We start from the raw sequence: 26,007 nt of genomic DNA, 5'->3' as shown, positions 1-26,007 counted from the left end.
TTCACTAGATAGTTTCAAATCAATTATTTTTACTTTTTTAACATAATATTCATAAAATACAAAAAATAGCTTAAATCGCTTAAAAATGGTCTTAAATCAAAAACCAGCTAAAAACACAAATTTTAATGCTATAATTTTAGCTATTTTTCTACTTTTTGGATGTGCGAGCATTCAACAACCGGAAGGTGGACCAAAAGATACAGAAGCACCGGTTCTTTTAAATGAAAATCCGAAAAACTATACGAGGAATTTCAATTCTAAAAAAATCACTTTAGAGTTCGACGAATATTTTAAGTTGAACAATGAATTCACGGAAATAAGTATCTCTCCTACTCAAGAAATACCACCGCTCTATAAAGTGAAAAAAAAGAGTTTGGAAATAGAGCTTAAAGATACTTTAGAAAAAAACACAACTTATACCATAAACTTTGGAAAGGCTATATCAGATGTGAACGAAGGAAATAAATTCAAAGATTATACTTATGTTTTTTCAACGGGAAATGAAATAGACTCCTTACAAATTGCCGGACAAGTAGTCAATTATCTGGATAACAAACCTTTACTTGATGCGACAATCTTTGTTTTACCTGTAGAAAGAGATACACTTTTTGGTAAGAAAAGGGCATCCATCTTTACCGTAACAGACTCTTCCGGCAATTTCAGATTAAAGAATTTAAAGGAAAATAAGTATCGTCTATACGCTTTGAAAGAGGAAAATGGAGGTGATAGGATCTATAATAATCCCAAAGAATCCATTGGTTTTGTAACGGAAGATATCAATCTTCATAAGGATACATCAGGAATAAAAATAAAGCTATTTAGACAATATCCCGATGAATTTAGAAACGTAGATAGACGTATAGAAAAAGATGGTAGAATTACAATTATCTACAATAAGCCTATTGAAAAACCAAACTTTAAGATCATTGAGCCGAATATTACGAATCCGATTATAGAATATTCTAACAATGCGGATACTACAGTTATGTGGGTAAAGGATATGAGTTTCGACAGTATTAAAGTTGTAACCAATAACAACGATAAAATATTAGATACTCTAACCATAAAACGCAATAAAAAAGATACTTATACTAGAAACATTTTATTTAATACCAATTTGGTATCTGGCAAAATTGTACCAAATACACAACTGACGCTCACTTTTAACGTACCGATAGAAACTGTAGATAAAAATAAAATTAGATTGTTACAGGATTCTACTCAACTTCCTAATTTTCAAATAGAAAATATAGATAAAAATAAAAAAGTGTTTAGAATAACCTATCCGTGGAAACTAAAAAAGATTTACAATCTGGATATACAAGATGATGCCATTACAGATATTTACGGAACAAAAAATAAAGCACTAAAAACGAATTTCGAACTTGATGAAGTAGAAAACTATGGAAATTTAAGCCTAAATATCAATAGATCAGATACTACCAAACAATACATTATACAGCTTTTAACCGAAAAATACAGTTTGATTAAAGAAAGTGTTCTTAGCCAAGATCAGTTGTTAATGTACAATATGTTGCCAAATAGTAAATACCTAATCAGAATAATAGAAGACACTAACAAAAATGGGATTTTCGACACCGGAAACGTAAAGCGAAGAGAGCAACCAGAAAACTCATGGTTTTATGATAAGGAAATAGTTATCCGTCCAAATTGGGATCGGGAAGAAAAAATAACAATCCCAGCGAGTTTCAATTAATTATTGAAACCAACTGGAATATAACACATAATTGTCTGGCAAACGATTTAATAGCTCCTTCTGTTCTTCAGTAAGGGGCTTTATCTTTTTGGCGGGGGTTCCAGCATATAAATAACCACTTTCACATATTGTATTTTCCAAAACAACCGAACCCGCTCCTATTATCACATACTCCTCTACAATTGCATTATCCATTACAATAGCTCCCATTCCCACCAAAACGTTATCTTTCAGTATGCAGCCATGTACTAGCGCATTATGCCCAATATTTACATTATTACCAATAGTTGTAGACGCCTTTTGATATGTTGCATGTATTACAACACCATCCTGAATGTTGGTTTTATTTCCTATTCTAATACTATTTACATCACCTCTTACGACTGCATTAAACCAAACTGAACAATCTTTACCAATTTTAACATCGCCTACAATTGTCGCATTTGGAGCAATAAAGCAATCCTCTTCTATTTGTGGTATTATACCCTTTACAGGTAATATTAACGGTTCCATATTTTACAAAATAGTATCTTTTAAAATATCAGAATGATAAGGATAATCAGTTGTATAATGCAATCCCCTACTTTCTTTTCTTTCCTGAGCGGATTTGATAACTATGTAAGCGGCCTGAATCAAATTTCGCAATTCGCATAATTTTACGGACAGCCTAGTTTTTTTATAAAAATCTTCAGTCTCATCATACAAGAGCCTCAAACGTCTTAGAGCTCGCTCCAATCTGAAGTCAGATCTCACTATTCCTACATAATCGCTCATCATCTTCTGCATCTCACGGATATTATGTGTTACTAAAATATCCTCGTTTGACAAAGAAGTATTCTTGTCATTCCAATCCGGTACATTATCAGGAATTCTAAACTCCGATAATCTGCTGATTGAATCCAAATACGCCCTGTGCGAATATACCAAAGCCTCAAGCAAGGAGTTTGAAGCCAATCTGTTTGCTCCGTGTAATCCTGTAGAAGATACCTCTCCACATGCGTATAAAGCCTTTATAGAAGATCTTCCATGCTCGTCAACCATAATTCCCCCACACATATAATGACAGGCAGGAGTTACCGGAATCATATCCTTGGTCATATCTATACCTATTGACAAACACTTCGCATAAATATTTGGAAAATGATTTAAAATATCTGCCTTATTCCTATCGCGGACATCGAGGTAAACGAAATCCTCACCAGATTTCTTCATCTCCGCATCTATAGCCCTGGCAACAATATCCCGAGGTGCAAGGGAACCCCTTTCATCGTACTCGTACATAAATTCTTCTCCGCTCTTCCTTTTTAAAACGCCTCCAAAGCCACGGACAGCTTCAGAAATCAAAAATGACGGATACTCACCAGGATTGTATAAAGCTGTAGGATGAAACTGCATAAACTCCATGTTTCTAATCTTAGCTTTTGCCCTATATGCCATAGCAATACCGTCGCCGGTTGCGATGGTGGGATTCGTAGTCGAACTATAAATATGCCCCGCTCCACCGGCTGCCAATATGGTAATTTTAGATAAAATCTTCTCTACTTTAGCGCTATTGGTATCCAAAGCGTAGATTCCATAACATTGAATATTATCTGAATTCCTATTAACAAATTCACCCAAATGATGTTGAGTAATTAAATCTACTGCAAAATAATGCGTAAGTAGTTCAATATTAGGATTTTGATGAACTTCTTCTAATAAAGCTCTCTCTATCTCATAACCTGTGATATCTTTATAATGTAATACCCGATGTTCCGAATGTCCACCTTCTTTGGCTAAATCATAAAATCCCGATTTATCCTTATCAAAGTTAGTTCCGTATTCAATAATTTCATTAATTCTATCCGGTCCTTCCTTCACTACAATTTCTACCGCCCGCGGATCGCACAATCCGTCGCCAGCAATTAATGTATCTCTTATATGTTTTTCAAAGGAATCCCCAACTTTATCCACAACTACAGCTACACCACCCTGAGCATACTTAGTGTTAGACTCATCTTCATTTGACTTCGTAACTATAAGAACTTTACCATGTTTCGCAGCCTTAAGGGCAAAACTAAGCCCAGCTATGCCTGAACCTATGACTAAGTAATCCACATTTTTCATTCGCAAAAATTAAAAATCTCAAGATGTATAAAGACATATGTTGATAAAGCTCTAAAACATGTTAATTTCATGTAAGTAATAAATGAAAAAATCATGAATATGTTAATTACTCTCCTTTTTCGATGAAACAAATAAATTTATTCAAGCGCTTTACCAACAAATCGACTACAATATCAACATTTCGAAATTAGGTATTAATAAACAGAATAACTAAAGTGATTTTTCCTTGATTTTCTCATTTTTCTGAAAATCAGCACTATAAATCTAGATAAATGTTAATAACTTGTTAATTATTCAAAAGAAGTCTATTTTCAAAAAATAAAAACAAAAAGATTTACACCTTATCAACATACCAATAAACAATAAGTCTTTTTTATATTAAATTTTGTTTGTTATTGAAAAGTTGAAAACGGATAATTTTTAAATTTCCTACCTTTGGAATTGAAACGATGAATGCACTTGAAGAAATTAATTTAAAAGGGTTTGTTGACGAATATATAGACCCAACTTTAGATCTGTTTGAGGAGATTGAAAAGTTAAAAAAAGAGAAGAATGCTGTTATTCTCGCTCATTATTATCAAGACCCTGATATTCAGGATATAGCAGATTATATAGGTGATAGTTTAGGGCTTTCTCAACAAGCTGCTAAAACAGATGCTAATATAATCGTTTTTGCCGGTGTGCATTTTATGGCAGAAACGGCTAAGATTCTTTCGCCCGATAAAAAAGTACTTTTACCTGATGTGAAAGCTGGCTGTTCCTTATCTGACAGCTGTCCTCCGCATTTATTCAGGAAATTTAAGGAGAAATATCCAGACCATCTTGTTATTACCTATGTAAACTGCACTGCAGAATTAAAAGCTTTAAGCGATATTGTTTGTACTTCCAGTAATGCGGTCCAAATTGTAGAAAGCTTACCTAAAGATCAGAAGATTATTTTCGGTCCTGATAGAAATTTAGGTGCTTACGTGATGAAGAAAACTGGCCGGGATATGGTTCTTTGGAATGGAGCTTGCATGGTACATGAAATTTTTTCGCAGGAAAAGATTACCAAACTGAAAGAGCGCCATCCAAATGCAAAATTCATTGCTCACCCTGAATGTGAAGACGCTATTTTAAAAATGGCAGATTACATCGGTTCTACTACCGGATTGTTGAATTATACAATTAAGGACTCTGCTACTGAATTTATTGTTGCAACCGAAACGGGGATTATTCATCAAATGGAGAAAGAAAATCCAGGAAAGACTTTTATTCCGGCTCCGCCAAATAATTCATGCGCTTGTAACGATTGCCCTCATATGAAACGTAATACGCTGGAAAAGTTATACTTATGTTTGAAAAATGAACTTCCAGAAGTTGATGTTCCACGTGAAATAATAGAGAAAGCAAGATTACCAATTGAAAGAATGTTGGATATTTCAGCGAAGTTGGGATTGTAGGTTTTGAAGTTTTATTTAATAAATCTTTCTAATGTTTGAAAATACAGAACGAACAGAAATAGGTAATTTAGGAGAATTTGGTTTGATAGATCATTTAACCAAAAACATCCAACTTAACCATAAAACAACTATAAAGGGAGCCGGAGATGATGCTGCCGTGTTAGATTTTAAAGGAAAAAAAACTTTAATATCTACCGATATGCTTTTTGAGGGAGTTCATTTTGACTTGGCTTTTACTCCTCTGAAACACTTAGGATACAAAGCTATACAGGTTAATCTGAGTGATATTTATGCGATGAACGGAATGGCATCTCATGTAACTGTTTCTTTTGGGTTTTCCAGCAAATTTTCAATTGAGGCTGTAGAGGAACTCTATTCCGGAATGCTTTTGGCCTGTAAAAAATACAATATAGATTTGATTGGAGGCGATACCTGCGCCTCAAAACAAGGTTTGGTAATCAGTATTACAAGTATTGGGTATGCAGATGAAAAGGATATTGTTTACAGAAATGGCGCTGAAGAAGGCGACTTAATTTGTGTTTCCGGCGATTTAGGCGGTGCTTATTTAGGTTTGCAATTGCTTGAAAGGGAAAAGCAGGTTTTTTTAGCTAATCCGAAAATACAGCCTGATTTGGAGGGAAAAGATTATATTATAGAAAGACAATTGAAGCCGGAAGCCCGTTTAGATATTATCGATCTTTTAAAAAAATCTAAGATAAAGCCAACAGCTATGATTGATGTTTCCGATGGTTTGGCTTCTGAAATCTTACATATTACCAAACAATCAAATAAAGGTTGCAAGGTTTATGAAGAGAAAATTCCATTAGATCCACAGACTGTAGAAATGGCAAGGGAATTTGGTCTGGATCCAACCGTTTGTGCTTTAAGTGGCGGGGAAGATTATGAATTGCTATTTACAATTAAACAGGCTGATTATGATAAGATAAAACATGATGTCGATATTTCCGTTATCGGTTATATTACAGAACCAGGAGCAGGAAATTATTTGATCAGTAAATCTGGTAATGCGCATGAACTGAAAGCTCAGGGATGGAATGCCTTTAAGAAAGCTAGCAACTAGTATTTAGAATTTAAGGGAATAATTAAGATCGTGATCTACAGGTAGCGGTCTTAATTATTTAAGTTCTATGCTAAATACACCAAAACCTCACATATCTCCAAAGCATCTAGGACTAAGCTCATAACGAAAGATGAACGAAGGATGGAATAACTTAAATTATTGCAAAAGTATTTACTCGTTTTCTGGAACAAAGTTTAAACTACTCAAATAATCTGTATCGAATATTTCATTCGATATCTCTAAAAGTTCTGTTTCAGTAACTGCATTTATATTTCGGAAAAGATCCTCCAATGAATCAATATGATTAAAATCTAAAAGACTTTTTGCCATAGAAATAAGAACAGACATTCGGTTTTCCTCTCCCAGTGCTATTTGTCCAATAAATCGTTTTTTTGCCTGTTGGAGTTGTAAAGAACCTAATTTATGGTCTCGTAATTTTTTAAGTTCTTTGTGTACTAATTTGGTAGCCTTAACTGCTTTTTCTTCGTCTGTACCAAAATATATGGAGAAAATGCCGGTGTCAGACAAAGGAGTATAACTGGATTCAACCGTATAAGCAATTCCATATTTTTCTCTTATTTCCATATTTAGCCTGGAGCTCATACAACTTCCACCTAAAAGATTATTTAAAAGAGAAAGGCCATATTTTTTATTATCAAAAAAAGAGTATGCATTTCCTCCAATTATAGTATGTGTTTGACTAATTGGTTTTATGCTTATAATCTCCTCTCTTGTTTTTCTGATTGGTGTTTTTCTATTTTTAGCAGTAGTATTTTCAGGAATATCTGTTAAGTACTTCTCTGCTAACTTAAATACCTTAGAAGTTCTGTAGTTTCCGGTTACCGCAAAAACAATTTCATGTGTATTGTAATTGCTTGAGATAAAGTCCAGAACATCTTTCTTCAAAAAAACTTCTACAGATTCTTTAGTTCCTAAAATATTTTCGCCTAGTGCATTTCCTTTAAAAAGCAAAGCCTCAAAATCATCGGCTATAGCTTCTTCCGGCTGATCTTCATAACTCAGAATCTCGTCTATAATTACGTTTTTTTCCTTTTTTATTTCTTCTTCAGGGAAAATTGAATGAAAAGTAATATCACATAATAGATCTATTGTTCGGTTTAAATATTCATTTAAAAAAGAACTATGTATGCAAGTGTATTCTTTAGTAGTATAAGCGTTCAGATCGGCACCAACAAGTTCCAGTCGGTTTAAAATTTTGGTAGTATTTCTTGTTTCTGTCCCCTTGAAAAATAAATGTTCTATGAAATGAGCTAAACCAACCTGATTTTCTTTCTCGTCTCTTGACCCCGAGTTAATAATCAGGCAACAATGAGATATGGGAGAATTTGCATATTTAAATAGTATTCTGATACCATTTTTTAAGGTGTATATTTCGTGATCCATCTCTGTTGCAAAGATATCAATTAAACAGTATTATCTTTTTTAATCTTTTATAAGTGACAATTTCATTAGTTTTATATTTGACCACCGTATCGACTTATGAAAAGGATTATTTCGGGAATAAAGCATCTTATCAACTATTATTTAGACAAAAAGCGGTTACATACTGTCATATTCAATTCTGATACTCCGGCAGGTAAGAAATTTGATATTATACTGCTGTGGGCGATATTGTTGAGTGTAATTCTGGTGATTTTGGAGAGTATGCCAGAAATCGGACATCATCATCCAAATCTCTTTTATGTAATAGATTGGGTTTTTACATTACTATTTACTTTTGAGTATATACTTAGAATCTATTCGTCCAAGAAAAGACGCAAGTACATATTTAGTTTTTGGGGAATTATAGATTTGCTGTCTATCCTCCCTACCTATCTGAGTTTATTTGTTTTAAGTTATCATTATCTTTTAGTCATCAGGGTACTTCGTCTACTCAGAGTTTTCAGAATATTAAGGCTATTTAATTTTACAAGAGAAGGAAAAGTTTTATTGATAGCCTTACGTAAAAGTATATACAAAATACTGGTTTTCATTACTTTCATATTTATTTTTGTGGTGATTATTGGTACCGTGATGTATGTAATAGAACACGATAATCCCGGTTTTAGTAGTATTCCTGCAAGTATTTATTGGGGAATTGTAACTATCACAACAGTTGGCTTTGGTGATATTGTGCCGATGACCTACTTTGGGAAATTTTTAGCTTCGATAATTATGCTAAGCGGTTATGCAATAATTGCGGTTCCTACTGGCATTGTTACGGTAGAATTGGCAAAAAACAGAAAACATAACATAACTTGCAAACACTGTAAACACGTAATAGATGCTATGGATAATTATTGTAGAAACTGTGGCAAACCGGTAAATATTATAGAATAATGGAACTTACGATAGACGACAAAACATTCGAGTCTTTTATAGATTATGATTTGATAGAAAAAAGAATCAGGGTGTTGGCCATACAGATTAATGTAGATTACGAAAATAAGGTTCCAATCATTATTGGTGTTTTAAACGGAAGTTTCATGTTCATGGCAGATTTGATGAAGCAGATAGAAATATCATGTGAAGCGGATTTTATTAAAGTATCTTCTTATCGGGATATGCAAAGTACTGGAGAAGTAAAGGAAGAACTGGGATTAAGTATTGATATCGAAAATAGAGATATTATCCTTATCGAAGATATAGTAGATACCGGAAATACATTAGAATATCTTATCAATAAGTTGAAAACAAAAAGTCCCGCATCTATAAAAGTAGCTTCTTTACTATTAAAACCAGATGCCTTGCAGAAGAAAATAGATGAAATCGCTTATATAGGTTTTGAAATAACAAATGATTTTGTAGTCGGTTATGGTCTAGATTATAACGGTATAGGTAGAAATACTAAAAATATCTATAGAATAAAGGTTTAACCCCCGATTTTAAGTAAGCAAATAGAATAATAAAAAAGAAGATTTTTTATCTTCGTATCCGTAAAAAATAGCAAAAAATAATGCATAGAACTCATACTTGTGGCGAATTAACCATAGCTGATTTAGGTAAGGAAGTAATATTAAGTGGTTGGGTACAAAAATCCCGGGATCTGGGAGGAATGACTTTCATAGATGTTAGGGACAGATATGGAATCACACAATTGGTTTTCAATGCAGATGATGATGCAGAGTTAAGAGCCACAGCTAGGGATTTAGGAAGAGAATTCGTAATTAAAGTTATAGGAACTGTAATAGAAAGAACAAATAAAAACCCTAAAATGCCCACGGGCGATATTGAAATAAAAGTTTCTAGGCTTGAAGTTTTAAATGCAGCCAAATTACCTCCATTTTTAATCGAAGATGAAACAGATGGCGGTGATGATTTAAGGATGAAATACCGTTATCTGGATTTAAGAAGAAATCCAGTACGTAGCAATTTGGTTTTGCGCCATAAAATGGCTCAGGAAATTAGAAAATATTTAGATTCACAAGATTTTATTGAAGTTGAAACCCCTTATTTAATAAAATCTACACCAGAAGGTGCCAGAGATTTTGTGGTGCCAAGTCGTATGAATCCGGGAGAATTTTATGCATTGCCTCAGTCTCCGCAAACATTTAAGCAATTATTAATGGTATCTGGTTTTGACAGATATTTTCAAATTGTAAAATGTTTTAGGGATGAAGATCTAAGAGCAGATCGTCAACCTGAATTTACGCAAATAGACTGTGAAATGTCTTTTATAGAACAAGAGGATATTTTAAATCTATTTGAAGGTTTGACTCGTCACATGTTCAAAACGGTAAAAGGGTTAGATATAGCCGAATTTCCAAGAATGTCTTATGACGAAGCAATGCGTTTATACGGTTCTGATAAACCAGACACGCGTTTTGGGATGGAGTTTGTAGATATCACAGAAATTGGTAAAGGAAAAGGTTTCCCCGTTTTTGATAATGCGGATATTGCAATAGGTATCAATGCTAAAGCCAGTGCTTCTTATACACGTAAACAATTAGATGAATTAACTGATTTCATAAAAAGACCTCAAATTGGGGCTACTGGAATGATTTATATGCGTCATAACGATGACGGATCATTAAAATCTTCTGTAGACAAATTCTTTAATGAGGATGAATTGAAAAAATGGTCTGAAGCTTTCCAAACTGAACCTGGAGATTTAGTTTTGGTATTAGCAGGTCAAAATAAAGACAAAGTTCGCAAGCAACTGAACGAGTTACGCTTAGAAATGGGCAACCGTTTAGGTTTAAGAGATAGAAATAAATTTGCTCCACTTTGGGTTGTGGATTTTCCTTTGCTGGAATGGGACGAAGAAACAGCGCGCTATCATGCAATGCACCATCCTTTTACATCTCCTAAACCCGAAGATATTGCAAAATTAGATACAGATCCCGGCGCAGTTAGAGCAAATGCTTATGATTTGGTAATTAACGGAACTGAAATAGGTGGTGGATCTATCCGTATTCACAACAGAGAACTGCAATCTTTAATGTTTAAACATTTAGGATTTACACCTGAAGAAGCACAAAAGCAATTTGGATTCTTGATGGATGCATTTGAATATGGTGCTCCTCCGCATGGTGGTATCGCTTTCGGTTTTGACAGATTGGTATCTATTTTTGCAGGTTTAGATACAATCCGTGATGTTATCGCTTTTCCTAAAAATAATTCCGGAAGAGATGTGATGATAGATGCACCTTCGACTATAGATGAAAAGCAAAAAGAAGAATTGAGTATAAAGACAACGGTTTAATAATTTAAAAGATAATAAAAAGAGCATTGATAAGAAGTGCTCTTTTTGTATCACATTACGACAGCCTTTCGTAATGGTAATAAATTATTAAACTTAAACAATGAGAAAACTATTACTTATTGCTGTATTAATTACAGCTTCTTATTTTAAAGGCTTTGCTCAAATCGAAAATAACACGATTAAAATCAATCCGTTAAGTGCATTATTAAGGACCGGGTCTATCTTTTATGAGCATAAATTATCCGAAAAAACTTCGGTACAGTTAGGCGCAGCTTATACAGGAATGAAAATTTCAGATACTAAATTTACCGGACTTGCATTAACTCCGGAATTTCGATTCTATCCAAAACAAAATGCTATAAATGGGCTTTATACTGCTGCTTTCGTAAGATATCAGGATTATAGACTAAAGGATGAAGAAAGTGCAGCAAAAGGTTCTTATTCTTCTTTTGGTGGTGGTGTATTGATAGGAAGACAATGGGTTTACAGCAGTGCATTTACATTGGATATTTTCTTTGGTCCAAGTTTCAATTCTGGAAAAGTGAAAGCCGATGATGGAAGTAATGAACCTGAGATAAATAACGCGATAGATGGATTCGGTATTCGCACAGGAATAACATTCGGATTTGCATTTTAAAAATACCCTAATAGATAGAAAATAGCCGGGTTTCCTAACAGGGCTCGGTTTTGTTTTTATAAGACATTTGCAAATCGTTAATTTGCAAATATGGAACTTCTACTAATTGTCTCGCTTTGTATTTTATGTCTATCTGTTTTTCTTTTTATAAAAAGACCAAAAAATGCTTCGGGTAAGAATGAACTTTTAATAGATAATGAAAGGTTAAAAATAGCTCTTGCAGTAGCCGAACAAAATTTAAAAAATGCACAATCCGAAGCTGCCAGAATTAACGATTTGATAAGAGAGGAAAAGCAGGATAGCGAATTTAAACTTTTGGGAAGGATTAACAGATTAGAAGAAGAGAAACTTGAAATACTGGAATCTCTTAATCAGGAGAAACAAAAAAATAGTACTGTTACTGCTAATCTTATTGCAGAGAAACAGAAAATAGAGGAACAGAAACAATATATAGATAACCTTCAGCAGAAATTTAAGGTCGAATTTGAAAATATTGCCAATCAGATTCTCAAACAGAAAACCAGCGAATTTACCGAAGTCAATAAAACTAATCTCGATATCCTATTAAATCCTTTAAAAGAGAATATCAAGGCTTTCGAACAAAAAATAGAGCAAAGTTATAAAATAGAATCTGCGGAACGTTTTACCTTAAAAGGCGCTATTGATGAACTGGTTAAACAAACCAAATTAATTCAGGATGATGCCAATAATTTAACAAAAGCATTAAAAGGAGATAATAAAAGACAAGGTAATTGGGGTGAAATGGTGTTGGATAGACTTCTGGAAGGATCTGGACTATTAGAAGGCATAAACTATAATAAACAAAGTAGCTTTGCAACTGAAGAGGGTACCAGATTATTACCAGACGTAATTTTGAATCTACCCGAAAGCAAACACATTGTTATAGATTCTAAAGTTTCATTAATAGCTTACGAACGTTTAATAAATGCTGAGGAAGAAGAAAGAGAAGGATATTTGAAGCAGCATATATCTTCAATAAAAAATCATATACAGGGTTTGGGTGCTAAAAATTATCATGATTTATATCAAATAAATTCTCCTGAATTTGTATTGTTATTTGTTCCAATAGAATCTTCTTTTGCTATAGCAGTGCAGGCAGATAGAGATTTATTTGATTTTGCCTGGAACAGAAAAGTGGTCATCGTAACACCATCCACCCTATTGGCTACTTTAAAAACGGTTGCTTCTATTTGGAAACAAGAACAACAAACAAAAAATGCTATAGAAATTGCTACTAAAGCTGGAGCACTATATGATAAGTTTGTTGGCTTTGTAAATGATATGAATAAGATAGGCGATAGTATAGATAAATCGCAAAAAGCATATAGTGATGCCATGAATAAGTTAACCTCTGGTACAGGAAATCTGGTTTCAAGAGCTGAAAATATAAGAAAATTGGGTGCTAAAACCTCAAAAATGATCGACGATAAATTGTTAGAAGATTAATTGTAAGAATAAATAAAAATATTTTTTTATGTAACTTAATCGAAAAAAGTTAATCTAACTATCATGAATGAATGGTGGAATGCTTTAGAAGTATTTGATAAAGTTATCTGGATAATTACTGTACCTGTGTCTGTGGTGTTTATTATCCAAATGGTGTTTACCTTTTTGGGTATGGATTCTAATGATGATTTGAATGTAGATTTCGATGGAGATTTGGATTCTGATGTTGGACATGTTCCCTTTCAGTTATTTACATTTAGAAATTTTATTAATTTTTTATTGGGCTTTGGTTGGGCGATAATATCGTTTAAAAGCATTATAGAAAACCAGGGTATATTAATACTTCTGGGGATTGCAGTTGGTTGTTTATTGGTTGCAGCGGTAATGTACATTTTTATATCTATGAATAAATTCGCTCAGTCAGGTAATATGGATATTAGAAATTCTATTAACCGAACAGCACAAGTTTATTTAACTATTCCCGCAAAGAAATCCGGTACCGGAAAAGTCCACATAAATATTCAGGGAACGTTGCGTGAGCTAGACGCCATAACCTTAGGAGAAAGTATTCCATCAGGAAATTACGTAAAAGTAGTAGATGTTAGTCAGAATAATATATTACTGGTAATTTCAGCTTAATTATAAACTAAACCATTTTTTTATATGAATCCATTAATACTTATTGTTGTCCTTGCTGTAGTTTTATTTGTAACTGTGGCAGCTATTTTGTCACGATACAAAAGATGTCCTTCCGACAAAATTCTTGTTATCTATGGTCGCACCGGAAAAAATAAAGAAGGTGGTATTTCCACCGCTCGCTGTATACATGGTGGAGCTGCTTTTATTTGGCCAGTTTTTCAGGATTTTGCATTTCTGGATTTAAAGCCTATGTCTATCGAGGCCAATTTGACAAATGCTTTGTCCAAACAAAATATTCGTGTAGATGTCCCATGTCGTTTTACAGTGGGGATCTCAACAGATCCCGAAGTAATGAGTAATGCAGCGGAAAGGCTATTAGGATTACCTATGCAAAATATCCAGGAATTGGTTAAAGATTTGCTTTTCGGACAATTGAGGTTGGTTATTGCTACAATGGATATCGAGGAAATCAACGCAGATAGAGATAAATTCTTAACTAACGTTGCTAATAACGTCGATAACGAGATTAAGAAAATAGGGCTAAAACTTATTAATGTAAATGTTACGGATTTAAGAGATGAATCTGGATATATTGAAGCTTTAGGGAAAGAGGCAGCAGCGAAGGCGATAAATGACGCTAAGAAAAGTGTTGCTGAGCAAGAAAGATACGGAGAGATTGGTAAAGCTGAAGCAGATAGAGATAAAGATATTAGAATCGCAGAAACACAGAGAGATAGAGATACTCAAATTGCAAGCGCCGTAAAAGATAGAGAAGTATTGATTGCATCGGCAAAAAAAGAGGAAGCCATAGGAAAAGCAGAAGCGGAAAGAGATACGAATATTAAAGTAGCAGAAACAAATAGAGATACGCGTATAAAAATAGCATCTAATAATGCTTCTGCAGTTGAAGGGGAAAACAATTCAAAAATTACTATTGCTGCTTCAGACGCATTAAGAAGAGAAAAAGAGGCGGAAGCTAACAGAGTTGCTGTGGCCGCAGAGAAAGTTCAACAGGCAAAGGCTTTAGAAGAAGCTTATTTGGCAGAACAACAGGCGGAGATTGCAAGGGCACAGAAAGAAAGAGCTTCTCAGAATGCGAACATTGTTGTCCCAGCGGAAATTGAAAAGCAAAAATTAATTATAGAGGCCGAGGCAGAAGCAGAAAAAGTAAGAAGGGAAGCGAAAGGACAAGCAGATGCTATTTTTGCAAAAATGGATGCCGAAGCAAGAGGTATTTACGAAATTTTAACTAAACAGGCAGAAGGTTATCAAAGAATTGTGGAATCTGCAGGAGGAGATCCTAAACAGGCTATTACCTTCCTGATAGCGGATAAATTGCCCGAATTGGTAAAGACTCAGGTAGAAGCGGTGAAAAATATTAAAATAGATAAGATTACTGTTTGGGATGGGCAAAACGGAAATGGTAACGGAAAAACATCAACTGCAAATTTTATTTCAGGAATGATGCAGTCTGTACCGCCATTAAATGATTTGTTTAATATGGCAGGAATGGAATTGCCAAGTTATTTGAAGGGAACGGATGAAAAACTCCCTGAAGGAAAAATGGCGAATGAGAATGGAGAAGAAAAATAATTGAAGCGAGCTGGAAAGCTCGCTTTTTTGTTATCTAATAATCTGAATTTTATTTAGATTATTAACTAAGGCATAGATAAAGATTGATATATTTAAATTGTTACTTGTAAAACTTTATTTAGCTGTAAGCTGTATTTATTTTAGAATCTTTTAATAATATGAAAAGAACAGCTACATTTCTATTAGCGACTATAGCAATGGTTTCATGTAATAGTCCACAGAAACAAAACATGATTTATCCAAAAGAGAAAATGACCATTTTACCTTATCCTAAAACCAAGAAAATAGATGTAAAAGATAACTTCTTTGGTACAAAAGTAGAAGATCCTTATAGATGGTTAGAAGACGATTTATCTCCAGAAACCAAACAATGGGTGATAGAAGAAAATAAGGTAACGCAAGATTATTTATCGCAAATTCCTTTTAGAAAAGCTATTGAAGAGAGATTAACAGATCTTTGGAACTACGAGAAATATTCTGCTCCGTTTAAAGAGGGTAAATACACCTATTTTTATAAAAATGATGGGCTGCAAAATCAGGCTGTTCTATATAGACAAATTGGAGATGCAAGCCCAGAGGTCTTTTTAGATCCCAATCAGTTTTCGAAAGATGGAACAAGTTCACTGGCAGAAATCAGTTTTTCAAATGACGGAACTTTAGTGGGCTATCAAATTTCTGATGGAGGTTCTGATTGGCGAAGGGTAATTGTTTTAAATACAGAAAACAAAGAACAGATAGGAGAAACTTTGATAGATATTAAGTTTTCTGAATTGGCATGGAAAGGAAATGATGGTTTTTATTACAGTAGTTACGATAAACCCAAAGAAGGAAGTCAACTATCTGGTTTAACCCAACATCATAAATTATATTACCATAAGCTTGGTACCAAACAGAGTGAAGACAAGTTAATTTTCGGTGGACAGGAAACTCCTAGAAGATATATCGAAGCCAAAGTAACAGAAGATCAAAGATTTTTGGTTATTACAGCAGCGGTTTCTACTACAGGTAAAGAATTGTATGTTAAGGATTTAAGTAAAGAGAATTCACCTATCATTCAAATTATAAATAACTACGATAATAGCTACGAAGTAATCGATAGCGACGGTGATGATTTATTGATTTTTACTAATTTAAATGCACCTAATTTCAGATTGGTGAGGGCAAATATTACTAACCCGGACCCTTCCAATTGGAAAGATGTTATTGCAGAAACAGATCATGTTCTACAGGTTTCGAGTGCCGGGCACAAACTTTTTGCAAATTACCTGAAAGATGCAACATCGTATATAGTTCAATTTGATTACTCCGGAAAAAAAGATAGAGAAATTAGTTTGCCGGGATTAGGTACAGCTTCTGGATTTTCTGCTAAGAAGAACGAGAAAGAATTGTATTATACTTTTACTTCCTATGTATATCCTACCACGATATTTAAATATGATATAAGCTCTGGAAAGTCAGAAGAATATAAGAAATCAGGAGTAAAATTCGATCCATCCAGGTATGAATCAAAACAGGTCTTTTATACCTCTAAGGACGGTACAAAAGTACCAATGATTATTACTTATAAAAAAGGAATAGACCTTGATGGGAAAAATCCAACCTTATTATATGCTTACGGTGGTTTCAATATAAGTTTAACCCCTTATTTTAGCACTTCTAATATTGTTTTGTTGGAACAAGGTGGAATTTATGCGGTTCCAAATTTACGTGGTGGAGGAGAATATGGAGAAAAATGGCATATCGCTGGAACCAAAATGCAGAAACAAAATGTTTTTGATGATTTTATTGAAGCTGCACAATATCTGATAGACAATAAATATACTTCTACCCCATATTTGGCAATTTCTGGCGGATCTAACGGAGGTTTATTGGTAGGGGCAGTTATGACACAAAGGCCAGAACTATATAAAGTAGCGCTGCCGGCAGTTGGAGTCTTGGATATGCTGCGTTACCATAAATTTACTGCTGGAGCAGGATGGGCTTATGACTATGGAACAGCAGATGACTCTAAGGAAATGTTTGAGTATTTATATAGATATTCTCCTTATCAGGCTATTAAAAAAGATGTTGAATATCCGGCAACGATGGTAACTACAGCAGATCACGACGACAGAGTTGTTCCTGCTCACTCTTTTAAATTTGGAGCTCGTTTACAGGAGTATCATAAAGGAAATAATCCGGTGTTAATTAGAATAGAAACGAATGCTGGACATGGGGCAGGAAAACCCACATCAATGGTTATTCAGGAACAAGCGGATAAATGGGCTTTTATGTTTCAGAATATGAATATACCATATAAGATAATCAAATAAATTATAAGATGTCTCAGAAGTAAACAATTATTTAGGATGAGTAAAAGCCCTTTTTGGTTTCATTCAAAATAAGACGGCTTTTGGGACATCATCTTTGCCTATGAAAAAGCATAAAATCGATTATAATAAATTGCTGAATACAAGTGATCAGCATTTGAAGAAGTTACACGATATCGTTCTGAAATCTATAGAAGAGGAGCAATTGATATCTAAGAAGCTTGAGTCAAAGGAAGAATTGACGATAGGACAGCGTTTGGCTGATAAAGTTGCTGATTTTGGAGGGAGCTGGAATTTTATAATTATTTTCGTTCTTCTCATTTTAGTATGGATGGGAATAAACGTCTATTTTCTAAAGGAAAAAGGATTCGACCCTTACCCATTTATTCTATTAAATTTACTATTATCATGTTTGGCTGCTTTCCAGGCGCCGATTATCATGATGAGTCAAAACCGTCAGGAAGAGAAAGATAGAAGCAGAGCTGAAGAAGATTATCTTGTTAATTTAAAGGCAGAGATAGAAATTAAGACGCTGCATGAGAAAATTGATTTGTTAATCACCGAACAAATGGAAACGCTCTTGGAAATCCAAAAAATGCAAATAGAGCGAATCGACCAGCTGGAACAACAAATTAAAAATTTTCAGCAAAATAATGATAGGTCAGGTATTTAAAATCTATACCCTGCCGGCCGCATGTAATGAAACGCTAAAAGCTCTAAAAATAAGCTGGCAGGGTTTCGGAATCCTATCAGCTTATTTTTAAATAATGAGCCAACCCGCCAAGGCTGCCTCTCCGAATGAAAGGGTTGGGTGGTGGAAACTAAAATTTATAAACTACAGTGTTAATGTTCATTCCGGCACCTACAGATGTGAATAAAACTACATCGCCTTTATTAATTTTATGAGAATCCAGCTTCCCTTTTAAAATAAAATCAAGCATAGTTGGAACAGAAGCAACCGAAGTGTTACCGAATTTCGATATCGTCATCGGCATGATATCATGATCGACATCTTTAATCTGATATTGTCTTAAGAATCTTTTTAAGATAGCTTCGTCCATCTTCCCGTTGGCCTGATGAACCAAAACCTTTTTAATTTCCGATACATCGGCACCGGATTTATCTAAAGCCATTTTCATGACCGCCGGAACATTTTTCAAAGCATATTCATATACCTTTCTGCCTTCCATTTTGATGTATAAATCTTCAGGATTTTTGCTGTCAATGTTGTCAGAAGTCCCCATTTTTAAATAATAAGCTTCTTCAAAAGTATGCGATTGCGTTTTATGGGATAAAATACCTTGATTCGAACCTTCTTCGGCAGCAAGAATAGTAGCACCGGCTCCATCCGCAAATATCATCGAATCTCTGTCGTGTGGGTCAGTAATTTTTGATAAAGTATCGGCTCCTATTACTAAAATCTTTTTGGCATCACCAGAACGTATAAAATAATCGGCCTGGATAATCGCTTGAACCCATCCAGGACAACCAAAAGGTAAATCGTAAGCAATGCAGTCAGGATTCTGAATTTGTAGTTTGTGCTTAACTCTGCTTGCTATCGCTGGTAATAAGTCAACTCTGTTTTTGCCTTCGTGGATATCGCCAAAATTGTGAGCAACGATAATGTAATCCAATTCTTCGGCGTTTGTACCCGAGCTTTCAAGAGCATCCAACGCAGCAAGATAACCAATATCTGAAGTAGATTGATTTGCAGATGTATATCTTCTTTCCTCGATTTCAGTAATAGACTGAAATTTTTCTATAATTTCCTGGTTATCTTTTTCAATCTTAGTTCCATTTTTCTCATAAAAACTATGATTTAAAAAAGCTTCGTTTTTGATGATATTCTCTGGAACATAACTCCCCGTTCCAACAATAATTGATTTTATATTACTCATTTTTATACAGTAGACCAAATACTGTTTTGGTCTATAGTTTTAAAGGTAGATAAAAAATAATATCCTGCAAAATGTAAAGCGAGAAATTAAAAGTTTTGCATCATTTAAATATCAAAAAAATTGACAGTTATAATTACTCGTTTCGATGTTATTACTATTAATATTACTTCTTGATTCTCTGACTTTTATTAGAATAGAGATAATTGGCTGTTATGTTTATTCCTGAATAAAGTATAATCTAAACTTTTTTTTGCTTTGGGTAAGCCATACTTTCTTAAAGACAGTCGAAATAATTGATGAATAGCTTCTGCTTCTATTCCGTCTCCGCTTATTCGGGATCCCCATCTCGTATCATTTAATTTACCATTATGACACGCTTGTATACGATGTATTACCTTTTCGGCCCGGTCCGGGAAAGTCTTATAAATCCAGTCTGTGAATATTTCTGCGATAGCGCCATTTAATCTCACTATTGTAAATCCAGCACTTATAGCGCCGTTAATAGAGGCTTCGTTAATAATTTGTGGTATTTCCTCGCTATTTAGTCCTGGAATTATTGGAGCAACCATCACATTTACGGGAATCCCGATATTACTTAATTCCCGAATTACTTTTAGTCTCCCCTTTCCAGTGACTGTTCTTGGCTCTAATTTATTTCTCAGATCCTCTTGCAGAGAAGTTATAGTAACACTTGTAGATACCAGATGGAGTTTATTAAGTTCCTCTAGTAAGTCGATATCTCTTAAAATCAGGTTATTTTTAGTAATGATATGAACAGGATGTCTATACTCAAGAAATACCTCTAAAAGTGATCTTGTTATTTTAAATTTTCTTTCCGCCGGTTGATAGCAATCTGTATTTCCTGACAATAAGATGGGTTCTGGTTTATAAGTTTTTTTGTCAAATTCTTTCCTCAGTAAATCCGCCGCATTTGGTTTTACGATTATTTTGCTTTCAAAATCCAACCCGGCATCAAAACCCCAATATTCATGTGAATTTCTTGCATAACAGTATATACAACCATGTTCGCAACCGTGGTAAGGATTTATAGAATTTCCAAAAGAAAGATCTTCACTTTTATTGTAAGAAATAATAGATTTTGGATGCTCTAAAATGAATTCTGTTTTTATTTCCTGAATAAATTCTTCATCCAAACCCTCTACATGATCAAGGCTGTATTTTAGTTTATTAAACTTATTATTAATACTTCCTTGAGCTCCCCGGCCTCTTAAAAATTCAGAATTGTTATTTAGCATAGATCAAAAATACTAAAAATATTAGTATTTTTGATCTGGTAATATTAGAATTGGTTTTTATCCTCGAGCAAAAAAACATAAAATTCTTTAGGTCCATGCGCTCCTAAAACCAGCGTTTTCTCTATATCAGCCGTACGGCTTGGCCCGGTAATATTGCTGATCATTGTAGGGAGATTGTTGCCGTATTTATCTTTCAGTAACTGGAAAGCATCTTTCAAATCCATTACCAGTTGCGAAGTATATGCAATTACAATATGTACATGAGGATAAATACTTAAACGGCGGCCCGCTGAATTGGCATTGCTAATCAATACCGAGCCATTTCTGGCAATCAGCGATTCGCATAGTGTTAAACCAACTTCCGCAAGTTCGAAATCTTTATCTGTTTCATAAAAAGGATATTCATATTTATTCAACAGATCTTGTAATGGCTTTTCCCAACAATAAATTTTCCTCCATTTCTTTTCTTCTGCCAGTAAAATGATATTTTCTATCAGATGGATTTCATCCTCACAGAAAACAAAATTTCCACTTACTTTGATTAACTCCTCGGCGAAAATAACCTCTGGCATTTCATCTGTCTCCGGATACAAAGGAGCATCCTCCAAATTTGGATAAGGATTATCTCGTTTTTCCAGAAGAGCTTTTCTAATTTTCTTAAGTAGTTTTTCTTTAGAGGTTGTTGTCTCGTTCATTTTACAAAGTGTCGTTAGGAAGTGTTCGTCGCAAATAGGACTTTTTACTTTCGACTTTTAACTAATACATGCAAATGTAATGAAATGTTTTTAGGCAAAAAAAATCCCCGTTTCCGGGGATATGTTTAGTTTTCTGCAGTACTAACTGGTGTATTTTCTTTTGACTGATTTTCCGATTCTTCAGCCACTTTTTTCTCATCTTCAGCTAGAAGCTCTGTTGATTCTAAATCGTAAGGACGTTTTCCGAATATTTCTTCCAGATCTTCTTTAAAAATTACTTCAGCCTGAAGTAATCTTTCAGCAAGTTTTATCAGATTTTCTTTGTTCTCTGTTAAAATACTTAAAGCTCTGGCATACTGCGTTTCAATTATTTTACTTGCCTCCTCGTCAATAATTCTAGCTGTCGTTTCAGAATAAGGTTTTGTAAAAGTTTCCTGTCCGCGTGAATCGTAGTAAGAAATATTTCCTAACTTTTCATTTAAACCATAAATAGAAACCATAGCATAAGCCTGTTTAGTTACTTTCTCTAAATCGCTTAAGGCACCAGTACTTATTTTTCCGAACATCAGTTGTTCAGAAGCTCTACCGCCTAAAGCAGAGCACATTTCATCTAAAATCTGATCTGTAGTAGTAATACTTCTTTCCTCCGGTAAATACCAGGCAGCGCCTAAAGATTGGCCGCGAGGAACAATAGTTACCTTAATTAGCGGATGAGCATGTTTTAGTAACCAGGAAATTGTAGCATGCCCAGCTTCATGGAAAGCGATAGCTCTCTTCTCTTCTTTAGTGATGATTTTGTTTTTCTTTTCTAAACCACCAATAATTCTGTCTACTGCATCCAGAAAATCTTGTTTTGTTACAGATTGATTTCCTTTTCTGGCAGCAATTAAAGCAGCTTCGTTACACAGGTTTGCAATATCAGCACCAGAGAAACCAGGTGTTTGTTTAGCAAGGAAATTAATATCAATACCATCTTCCAATTTAATTGGTTTAAGATGTACATTGAATATCTCTTTACGTTCGTTGATATCCGGCATGTCAACGTAGATTTGTCTGTCGAAACGGCCAGGTCGTAATAAAGCGCTATCTAAAACATCAGCTCTATTCGTCGCTGCCATGATGATAATGCCAGAATCAGTGCCGAAACCGTCCATTTCAACCAATAATTGATTTAAGGTGTTTTCACGCTCGTCATTTCCTCCCATCATACTGTTTTTACCTCTGGCCCTACCTATTGCATCGATCTCGTCAATGAAAATAATACAAGGAGCTTTCTCTTTGGCCTGCTTAAACAAGTCCCTTACTCTGGAAGCTCCCACTCCTACGAACATTTCTACGAAATCCGAACCGGACATAGAGAAAAAAGGAACTTGAGCTTCACCCGCAACCGCTTTCGCTAATAAAGTTTTACCAGTACCCGGAGAGCCCACTAAAAGCGCCCCTTTAGGAATTTTACCTCCCAAATTGGTGTATTTCTTTGGATTTTTAAGGAAATCGACAATTTCCATAACCTCTTGCTTAGCCTCATTTAACCCCGCTACATCGTTAAACGTAATCGAAACCTGGCTTTCTTTATCAAAAAGTTGTGCTTTAGACTTCCCGATATTAAAAATTTGACCACCGGCACCACCAGCACCGCCAGCACCCATTCTTCTCATCAAAAAAATCCATAATAAAGCAAAAAGAATAATAGGGAAAATAACCGTCCAGAACCAACCGGAAATAGGATTTGTTCTCGTTTCTGGCTGAACTGTAATTCTTTGATCTTCCGGAAGATCTTCCTGCGATTTATCCAATCTTTTTTCTAAAGATTCAAAAGAGCCATCTTTAAATAGATATTGAGGCCCGCCCCCTACACCGAAATTGCCAGAATCTCTGACATCTTTATATTTATCTTCGCTAAGTCTGTCTTTTTTGATGTAGACTTCGACGTTATATAAATCGTCCTGGCGATAGCCTACCAATTTTTCAACGTCACCTGGCTTAAGCATATCCTTTTCAAATTTTTGATAAGTGATCAGCTTGGCATTATTCATTCCCGCAAAGAATTGTACGCCTAAAATGGCTAGTACAATTAATGCGTAAACCCACATAATGTTGAATTTTGGAGGTTTTGGGACAATTTTTTTACCCGGAACCTTTTTTATAGATTTCTTATTATCTGAATTTTCTTTCATTTTCTTTTTTTAAACGTTTAGGCACTCTTGTATTCCTCTATAGTAGCATCTCCCCAAAGATCCTCTATACCAAAATGAGACCTTTTCTCGGTCCTAAAGATATGAACAACTATGTCAATATAATCTAATAATATCCAATCTGCATGTTCAGCACCTTCTTTATGTACCGGATCCTGCCCACTTGCTAAAAACACTTCTTTTTCGATGCTATCTGCTATTGCTCTTACCTGAGTAGAAGAATCTGCATGGCAAATTATAAAATAATCAGCTACAGAACTGTTAATATTCCTTAAATCAAGCCTAACAATCTCGTTTCCCTTTTTTTCTTGTATTCCATGCACAATAGCTGCCGAAATATCTATCCCTCTATTAGCTTTTTTGTTTTTTACCATTAAAAAATTTTAGTTTTGAAACTCTAACTATAACATATTGCAAAATAACACTTTTCCTACACTATTTGTTGGCCGAAGCATTCAAAAATTAGCAGAAGTAGATTCTACGAATAATTATTTAAAAACAATGCTTTCAAATTATGGGCCACCAGCCAATGGAACTGTAATTATGGCAGACCATCAAACGGCGGGCAGAGGTCAATACGGAAGTAAATGGTCTACTCCACCCGGAAAAAACTTAACGGTTAGTTTCTATTTAAAAACAGATTTTCTTACCGTTACAGAACAGTTTAATCTTAATAAAGCTGTTTCTTTGGCTGTTAAGGATTGTTTAACGTATTTTTCGGTAGAAGATTGTAAGGTAAAGTGGCCTAATGACATTTATATTAAAAACAAGAAGATTGCTGGTATTTTAATAGAGAACAGAATAAGGGGAGTTCACCTTAGAGACTCTATTATCGGTATCGGACTAAATGTCAATCAAAACGATTTTCATGATCTTATTTACGCCACCTCTTTGTTGAATATAAAAAAGAAAGAAACGGATTTAGAAGAAGTACTGATGATTTTAAGCCAATATCTGGAAAGTAGATTTTTTGAACTCAAATCGCAAAAGAATTTAGATGAAGATTATTTCAATAGCCTTTTTCTTTTTAATCAGATCAGTACATTTAATAGCAAAGGGGAAATTTTTACAGGAAAAATAATAGGTGTGGACGTAGATGGAAAGTTGTTGATTGACACCGAATCGGAATTGAGAAGTTTTAATATCAAGGAAGTTACTTTTGTTTTATAAACCCGGTTTTAAGATTGTAGAGGCAAAATCTTATATTAGCTTACAAAATTTTGAATTTTTAAGCTGAATAGTTAAAAGTTTTAGAACAGAATAATGATTAGCAGAATAAATAAAATAGGGATACTTACTTCTGGAGGGGACTCTCCGGGCATGAATGCGGCAATTAGGGCGGTTGTACGTACAGCATTATATTATGATTTGGATGTTATAGGTATAAGAAGAGGATACGAGGGAGCAATCAATGGTGAATTTATTGAAATGGACCGAAAGTCTGTAGCTAATATTATCCAAAGAGGAGGAACTATACTCAAAACCGCAAGAAGCCAGGCGTTCCAAACGCCGGAGGGGAGAAAAAAAGCTTACGATCAAATTAAAGCTCAGGGAATAGACGCTTTGGTTGTTGTAGGTGGAGATGGTACTTTTACCGGGGCAAAGGTTTTTGGCGAGGAATTCGATATTCCAATTATTGGTTTGCCGGGAACAATTGATAACGATTTGTACGGAACAGATTTTACAATTGGTTATGACACAGCGATAAATACAGCCGTGGATGCTGTAGATAAAATCAGGGATACCGCCGAATCTCATGATAGGGTTTTTATAATTGAGGTAATGGGACGTGACTGTGGTTTAATCGCGTTAAGGAGTGGTATTGGTGTTGGTGCCGAGGCTATTTTGATTCCTGAGACAAAAACTGATGTTCCGCATTTGTTGCACAGAATGGAAGTTGGGCGTAAAGATAAATCTTCTAAAATTATTATGGTTGCAGAAGGTGGAGAGGGAGCTTTTAAGTTGGGAGAAATTATTAAAGAGAGATTTCCACACTACGATACCAGGGTGTCTGTGCTAGGACATATTCAGAGAGGCGGAAAACCTACTTGTATGGATAGAGTTTTGGCTAGTCGTTTAGGTGTAGCTGCCGTAGAAGGATTGTTAGAAGGAAGAAGAGATGTAATGGCGGGATTAATTCACGGAAAGGTAGAATTTACACCGCTGGACCATGCAATTAAACATAACAAAGAGGTTAACGAAAGCTTATTGAAAATTGTTGAGATTCTATCTCTATAACAAAAAAGGAGCTCAAATTTGGCGAGCTC

At 34.6% G+C, this 26,007-nt stretch carries 22 protein-coding genes; 14 read left to right on the top strand and 8 right to left on the bottom strand.

Annotation, left to right across the window (positions count from 1 at the left end; all coding sequences use genetic code 11):
* Window positions 1-85: 85 nt before the first annotated feature.
* Window positions 86-1,717 carry an Ig-like domain-containing domain gene (locus PEDSA_RS15195; protein ID WP_013634046.1) on the top strand — a complete coding sequence of 544 codons (1,632 nt, stop codon included), beginning with the start codon at window positions 86-88 and terminating at the stop codon, window positions 1,715-1,717.
* Here PEDSA_RS15195 and PEDSA_RS15190 read toward each other — a convergent pair whose 3' ends face one another.
* Together PEDSA_RS15190 and nadB are read right to left on the bottom strand one after the other, a co-directional pair.
* Window positions 1,718-2,230, bottom strand: coding sequence for a gamma carbonic anhydrase family protein (locus tag PEDSA_RS15190; protein ID WP_013634045.1), 513 nt, complete (start codon window positions 2,228-2,230; stop codon window positions 1,718-1,720). It lies immediately after the preceding gene.
* Between the two features lie 3 nt (window positions 2,231-2,233).
* Window positions 2,234-3,823 carry an L-aspartate oxidase gene (gene nadB, locus PEDSA_RS15185; RefSeq protein WP_013634044.1) on the bottom strand — a complete coding sequence of 530 codons (1,590 nt, stop codon included), beginning with the start codon at window positions 3,821-3,823 and terminating at the stop codon, window positions 2,234-2,236.
* Window positions 3,824-4,272: 449 nt separating this feature from the next.
* Between nadB and nadA the strand changes: the two genes are divergently transcribed.
* A complete protein-coding gene (nadA, locus tag PEDSA_RS15180) occupies window positions 4,273-5,265 on the top strand; it encodes a quinolinate synthase NadA (RefSeq protein ID WP_013634043.1) in 993 nt (330 codons plus the stop codon).
* Between the two features lie 31 nt (window positions 5,266-5,296).
* On the top strand, window positions 5,297-6,346 hold the full coding sequence (gene thiL, locus PEDSA_RS15175; RefSeq protein ID WP_013634042.1) for a thiamine-phosphate kinase: 1,050 nt from the start codon (window positions 5,297-5,299) through the stop codon (window positions 6,344-6,346).
* 171 nt (window positions 6,347-6,517) lie between these two features.
* On the opposite strand, the gene PEDSA_RS15170 is transcribed toward thiL, so the two are convergent.
* Window positions 6,518-7,750, bottom strand: coding sequence for a M16 family metallopeptidase (locus tag PEDSA_RS15170; protein WP_013634041.1), 1,233 nt, complete (start codon window positions 7,748-7,750; stop codon window positions 6,518-6,520).
* Window positions 7,751-7,846: 96 nt separating this feature from the next.
* On the opposite strand from PEDSA_RS15170, the gene PEDSA_RS15165 reads away from it, so the two are divergent.
* From PEDSA_RS15165 to PEDSA_RS15125, 9 genes are all read left to right on the top strand, one after another.
* Window positions 7,847-8,686, top strand: coding sequence for an ion transporter (locus PEDSA_RS15165; protein WP_013634040.1), 840 nt, complete (start codon window positions 7,847-7,849; stop codon window positions 8,684-8,686).
* Window positions 8,686-9,222, top strand: a complete 537-nt coding sequence (gene hpt / locus PEDSA_RS15160) for a hypoxanthine phosphoribosyltransferase (RefSeq protein WP_013634039.1) — start codon at window positions 8,686-8,688, stop codon at window positions 9,220-9,222. The genes PEDSA_RS15165 and hpt overlap by 1 nt, the downstream gene beginning before the upstream one ends.
* A gap of 80 nt (window positions 9,223-9,302) precedes the next feature.
* A complete protein-coding gene (aspS, locus tag PEDSA_RS15155) occupies window positions 9,303-11,051 on the top strand; it encodes an aspartate--tRNA ligase (RefSeq protein ID WP_013634038.1) in 1,749 nt (582 codons plus the stop codon).
* Window positions 11,052-11,151: 100 nt separating this feature from the next.
* On the top strand, window positions 11,152-11,688 hold the full coding sequence (locus PEDSA_RS15150; protein WP_013634037.1) for a DUF3575 domain-containing protein: 537 nt from the start codon (window positions 11,152-11,154) through the stop codon (window positions 11,686-11,688).
* A 90-nt stretch (window positions 11,689-11,778) separates the two neighbouring features.
* A complete protein-coding gene (locus PEDSA_RS15145) occupies window positions 11,779-13,155 on the top strand; it encodes a DNA recombination protein RmuC (RefSeq protein ID WP_013634036.1) in 1,377 nt (458 codons plus the stop codon).
* Between the two features lie 63 nt (window positions 13,156-13,218).
* Window positions 13,219-13,794: a hypothetical protein gene (locus tag PEDSA_RS15140; protein ID WP_013634035.1), complete on the top strand. Its 576-nt coding sequence runs from the start codon at window positions 13,219-13,221 to the stop codon at window positions 13,792-13,794.
* Window positions 13,795-13,818: 24 nt separating this feature from the next.
* Window positions 13,819-15,387: a flotillin family protein gene (locus tag PEDSA_RS15135; protein WP_013634034.1), complete on the top strand. Its 1,569-nt coding sequence runs from the start codon at window positions 13,819-13,821 to the stop codon at window positions 15,385-15,387.
* A 158-nt stretch (window positions 15,388-15,545) separates the two neighbouring features.
* Window positions 15,546-17,699 carry a prolyl oligopeptidase family serine peptidase gene (locus PEDSA_RS15130; protein ID WP_013634033.1) on the top strand — a complete coding sequence of 718 codons (2,154 nt, stop codon included), beginning with the start codon at window positions 15,546-15,548 and terminating at the stop codon, window positions 17,697-17,699.
* A gap of 100 nt (window positions 17,700-17,799) precedes the next feature.
* Complete coding sequence (locus PEDSA_RS15125; protein ID WP_013634032.1) at window positions 17,800-18,369, top strand: DUF1003 domain-containing protein; 570 nt, start codon at window positions 17,800-17,802, stop codon at window positions 18,367-18,369.
* Between the two features lie 148 nt (window positions 18,370-18,517).
* On the opposite strand, the gene PEDSA_RS15120 is transcribed toward PEDSA_RS15125, so the two are convergent.
* From PEDSA_RS15120 to rsfS, 5 genes are all read right to left on the bottom strand, one after another.
* Window positions 18,518-19,594, bottom strand: coding sequence for a 3-oxoacyl-ACP synthase III family protein (locus PEDSA_RS15120; protein WP_013634031.1), 1,077 nt, complete (start codon window positions 19,592-19,594; stop codon window positions 18,518-18,520).
* Between the two features lie 188 nt (window positions 19,595-19,782).
* Window positions 19,783-20,850 (bottom strand): PA0069 family radical SAM protein, encoded by a 1,068-nt coding sequence (locus tag PEDSA_RS15115; protein ID WP_013634030.1) that lies wholly within the window; start codon window positions 20,848-20,850, stop codon window positions 19,783-19,785.
* Window positions 20,851-20,894: 44 nt separating this feature from the next.
* Window positions 20,895-21,545 carry a LutC/YkgG family protein gene (locus tag PEDSA_RS15110; protein ID WP_013634029.1) on the bottom strand — a complete coding sequence of 217 codons (651 nt, stop codon included), beginning with the start codon at window positions 21,543-21,545 and terminating at the stop codon, window positions 20,895-20,897.
* A gap of 125 nt (window positions 21,546-21,670) precedes the next feature.
* Window positions 21,671-23,722 carry an ATP-dependent zinc metalloprotease FtsH gene (ftsH, locus tag PEDSA_RS15105; protein ID WP_013634028.1) on the bottom strand — a complete coding sequence of 684 codons (2,052 nt, stop codon included), beginning with the start codon at window positions 23,720-23,722 and terminating at the stop codon, window positions 21,671-21,673.
* Between the two features lie 17 nt (window positions 23,723-23,739).
* Window positions 23,740-24,114, bottom strand: coding sequence for a ribosome silencing factor (gene rsfS, locus PEDSA_RS15100; RefSeq protein ID WP_013634027.1), 375 nt, complete (start codon window positions 24,112-24,114; stop codon window positions 23,740-23,742).
* A 37-nt stretch (window positions 24,115-24,151) separates the two neighbouring features.
* On the opposite strand from rsfS, the gene PEDSA_RS15095 reads away from it, so the two are divergent.
* Window positions 24,152-24,910 (top strand): biotin--[acetyl-CoA-carboxylase] ligase, encoded by a 759-nt coding sequence (locus tag PEDSA_RS15095; RefSeq protein WP_013634026.1) that lies wholly within the window; start codon window positions 24,152-24,154, stop codon window positions 24,908-24,910.
* Between the two features lie 93 nt (window positions 24,911-25,003).
* On the top strand, window positions 25,004-25,978 hold the full coding sequence (gene pfkA, locus PEDSA_RS15090) for a 6-phosphofructokinase (protein WP_013634025.1): 975 nt from the start codon (window positions 25,004-25,006) through the stop codon (window positions 25,976-25,978).
* The last annotated feature ends 29 nt before the right edge of the window (window positions 25,979-26,007 follow it).

It is taken from the genome of Pseudopedobacter saltans DSM 12145 (assembly GCF_000190735.1).
Lineage (GTDB): Bacteria > Bacteroidota > Bacteroidia > Sphingobacteriales > Sphingobacteriaceae > Pseudopedobacter > Pseudopedobacter saltans.
Note: the sequence above shows the minus strand (reverse complement) of the source record. Positions and strands in the feature narration are given on the sequence as shown.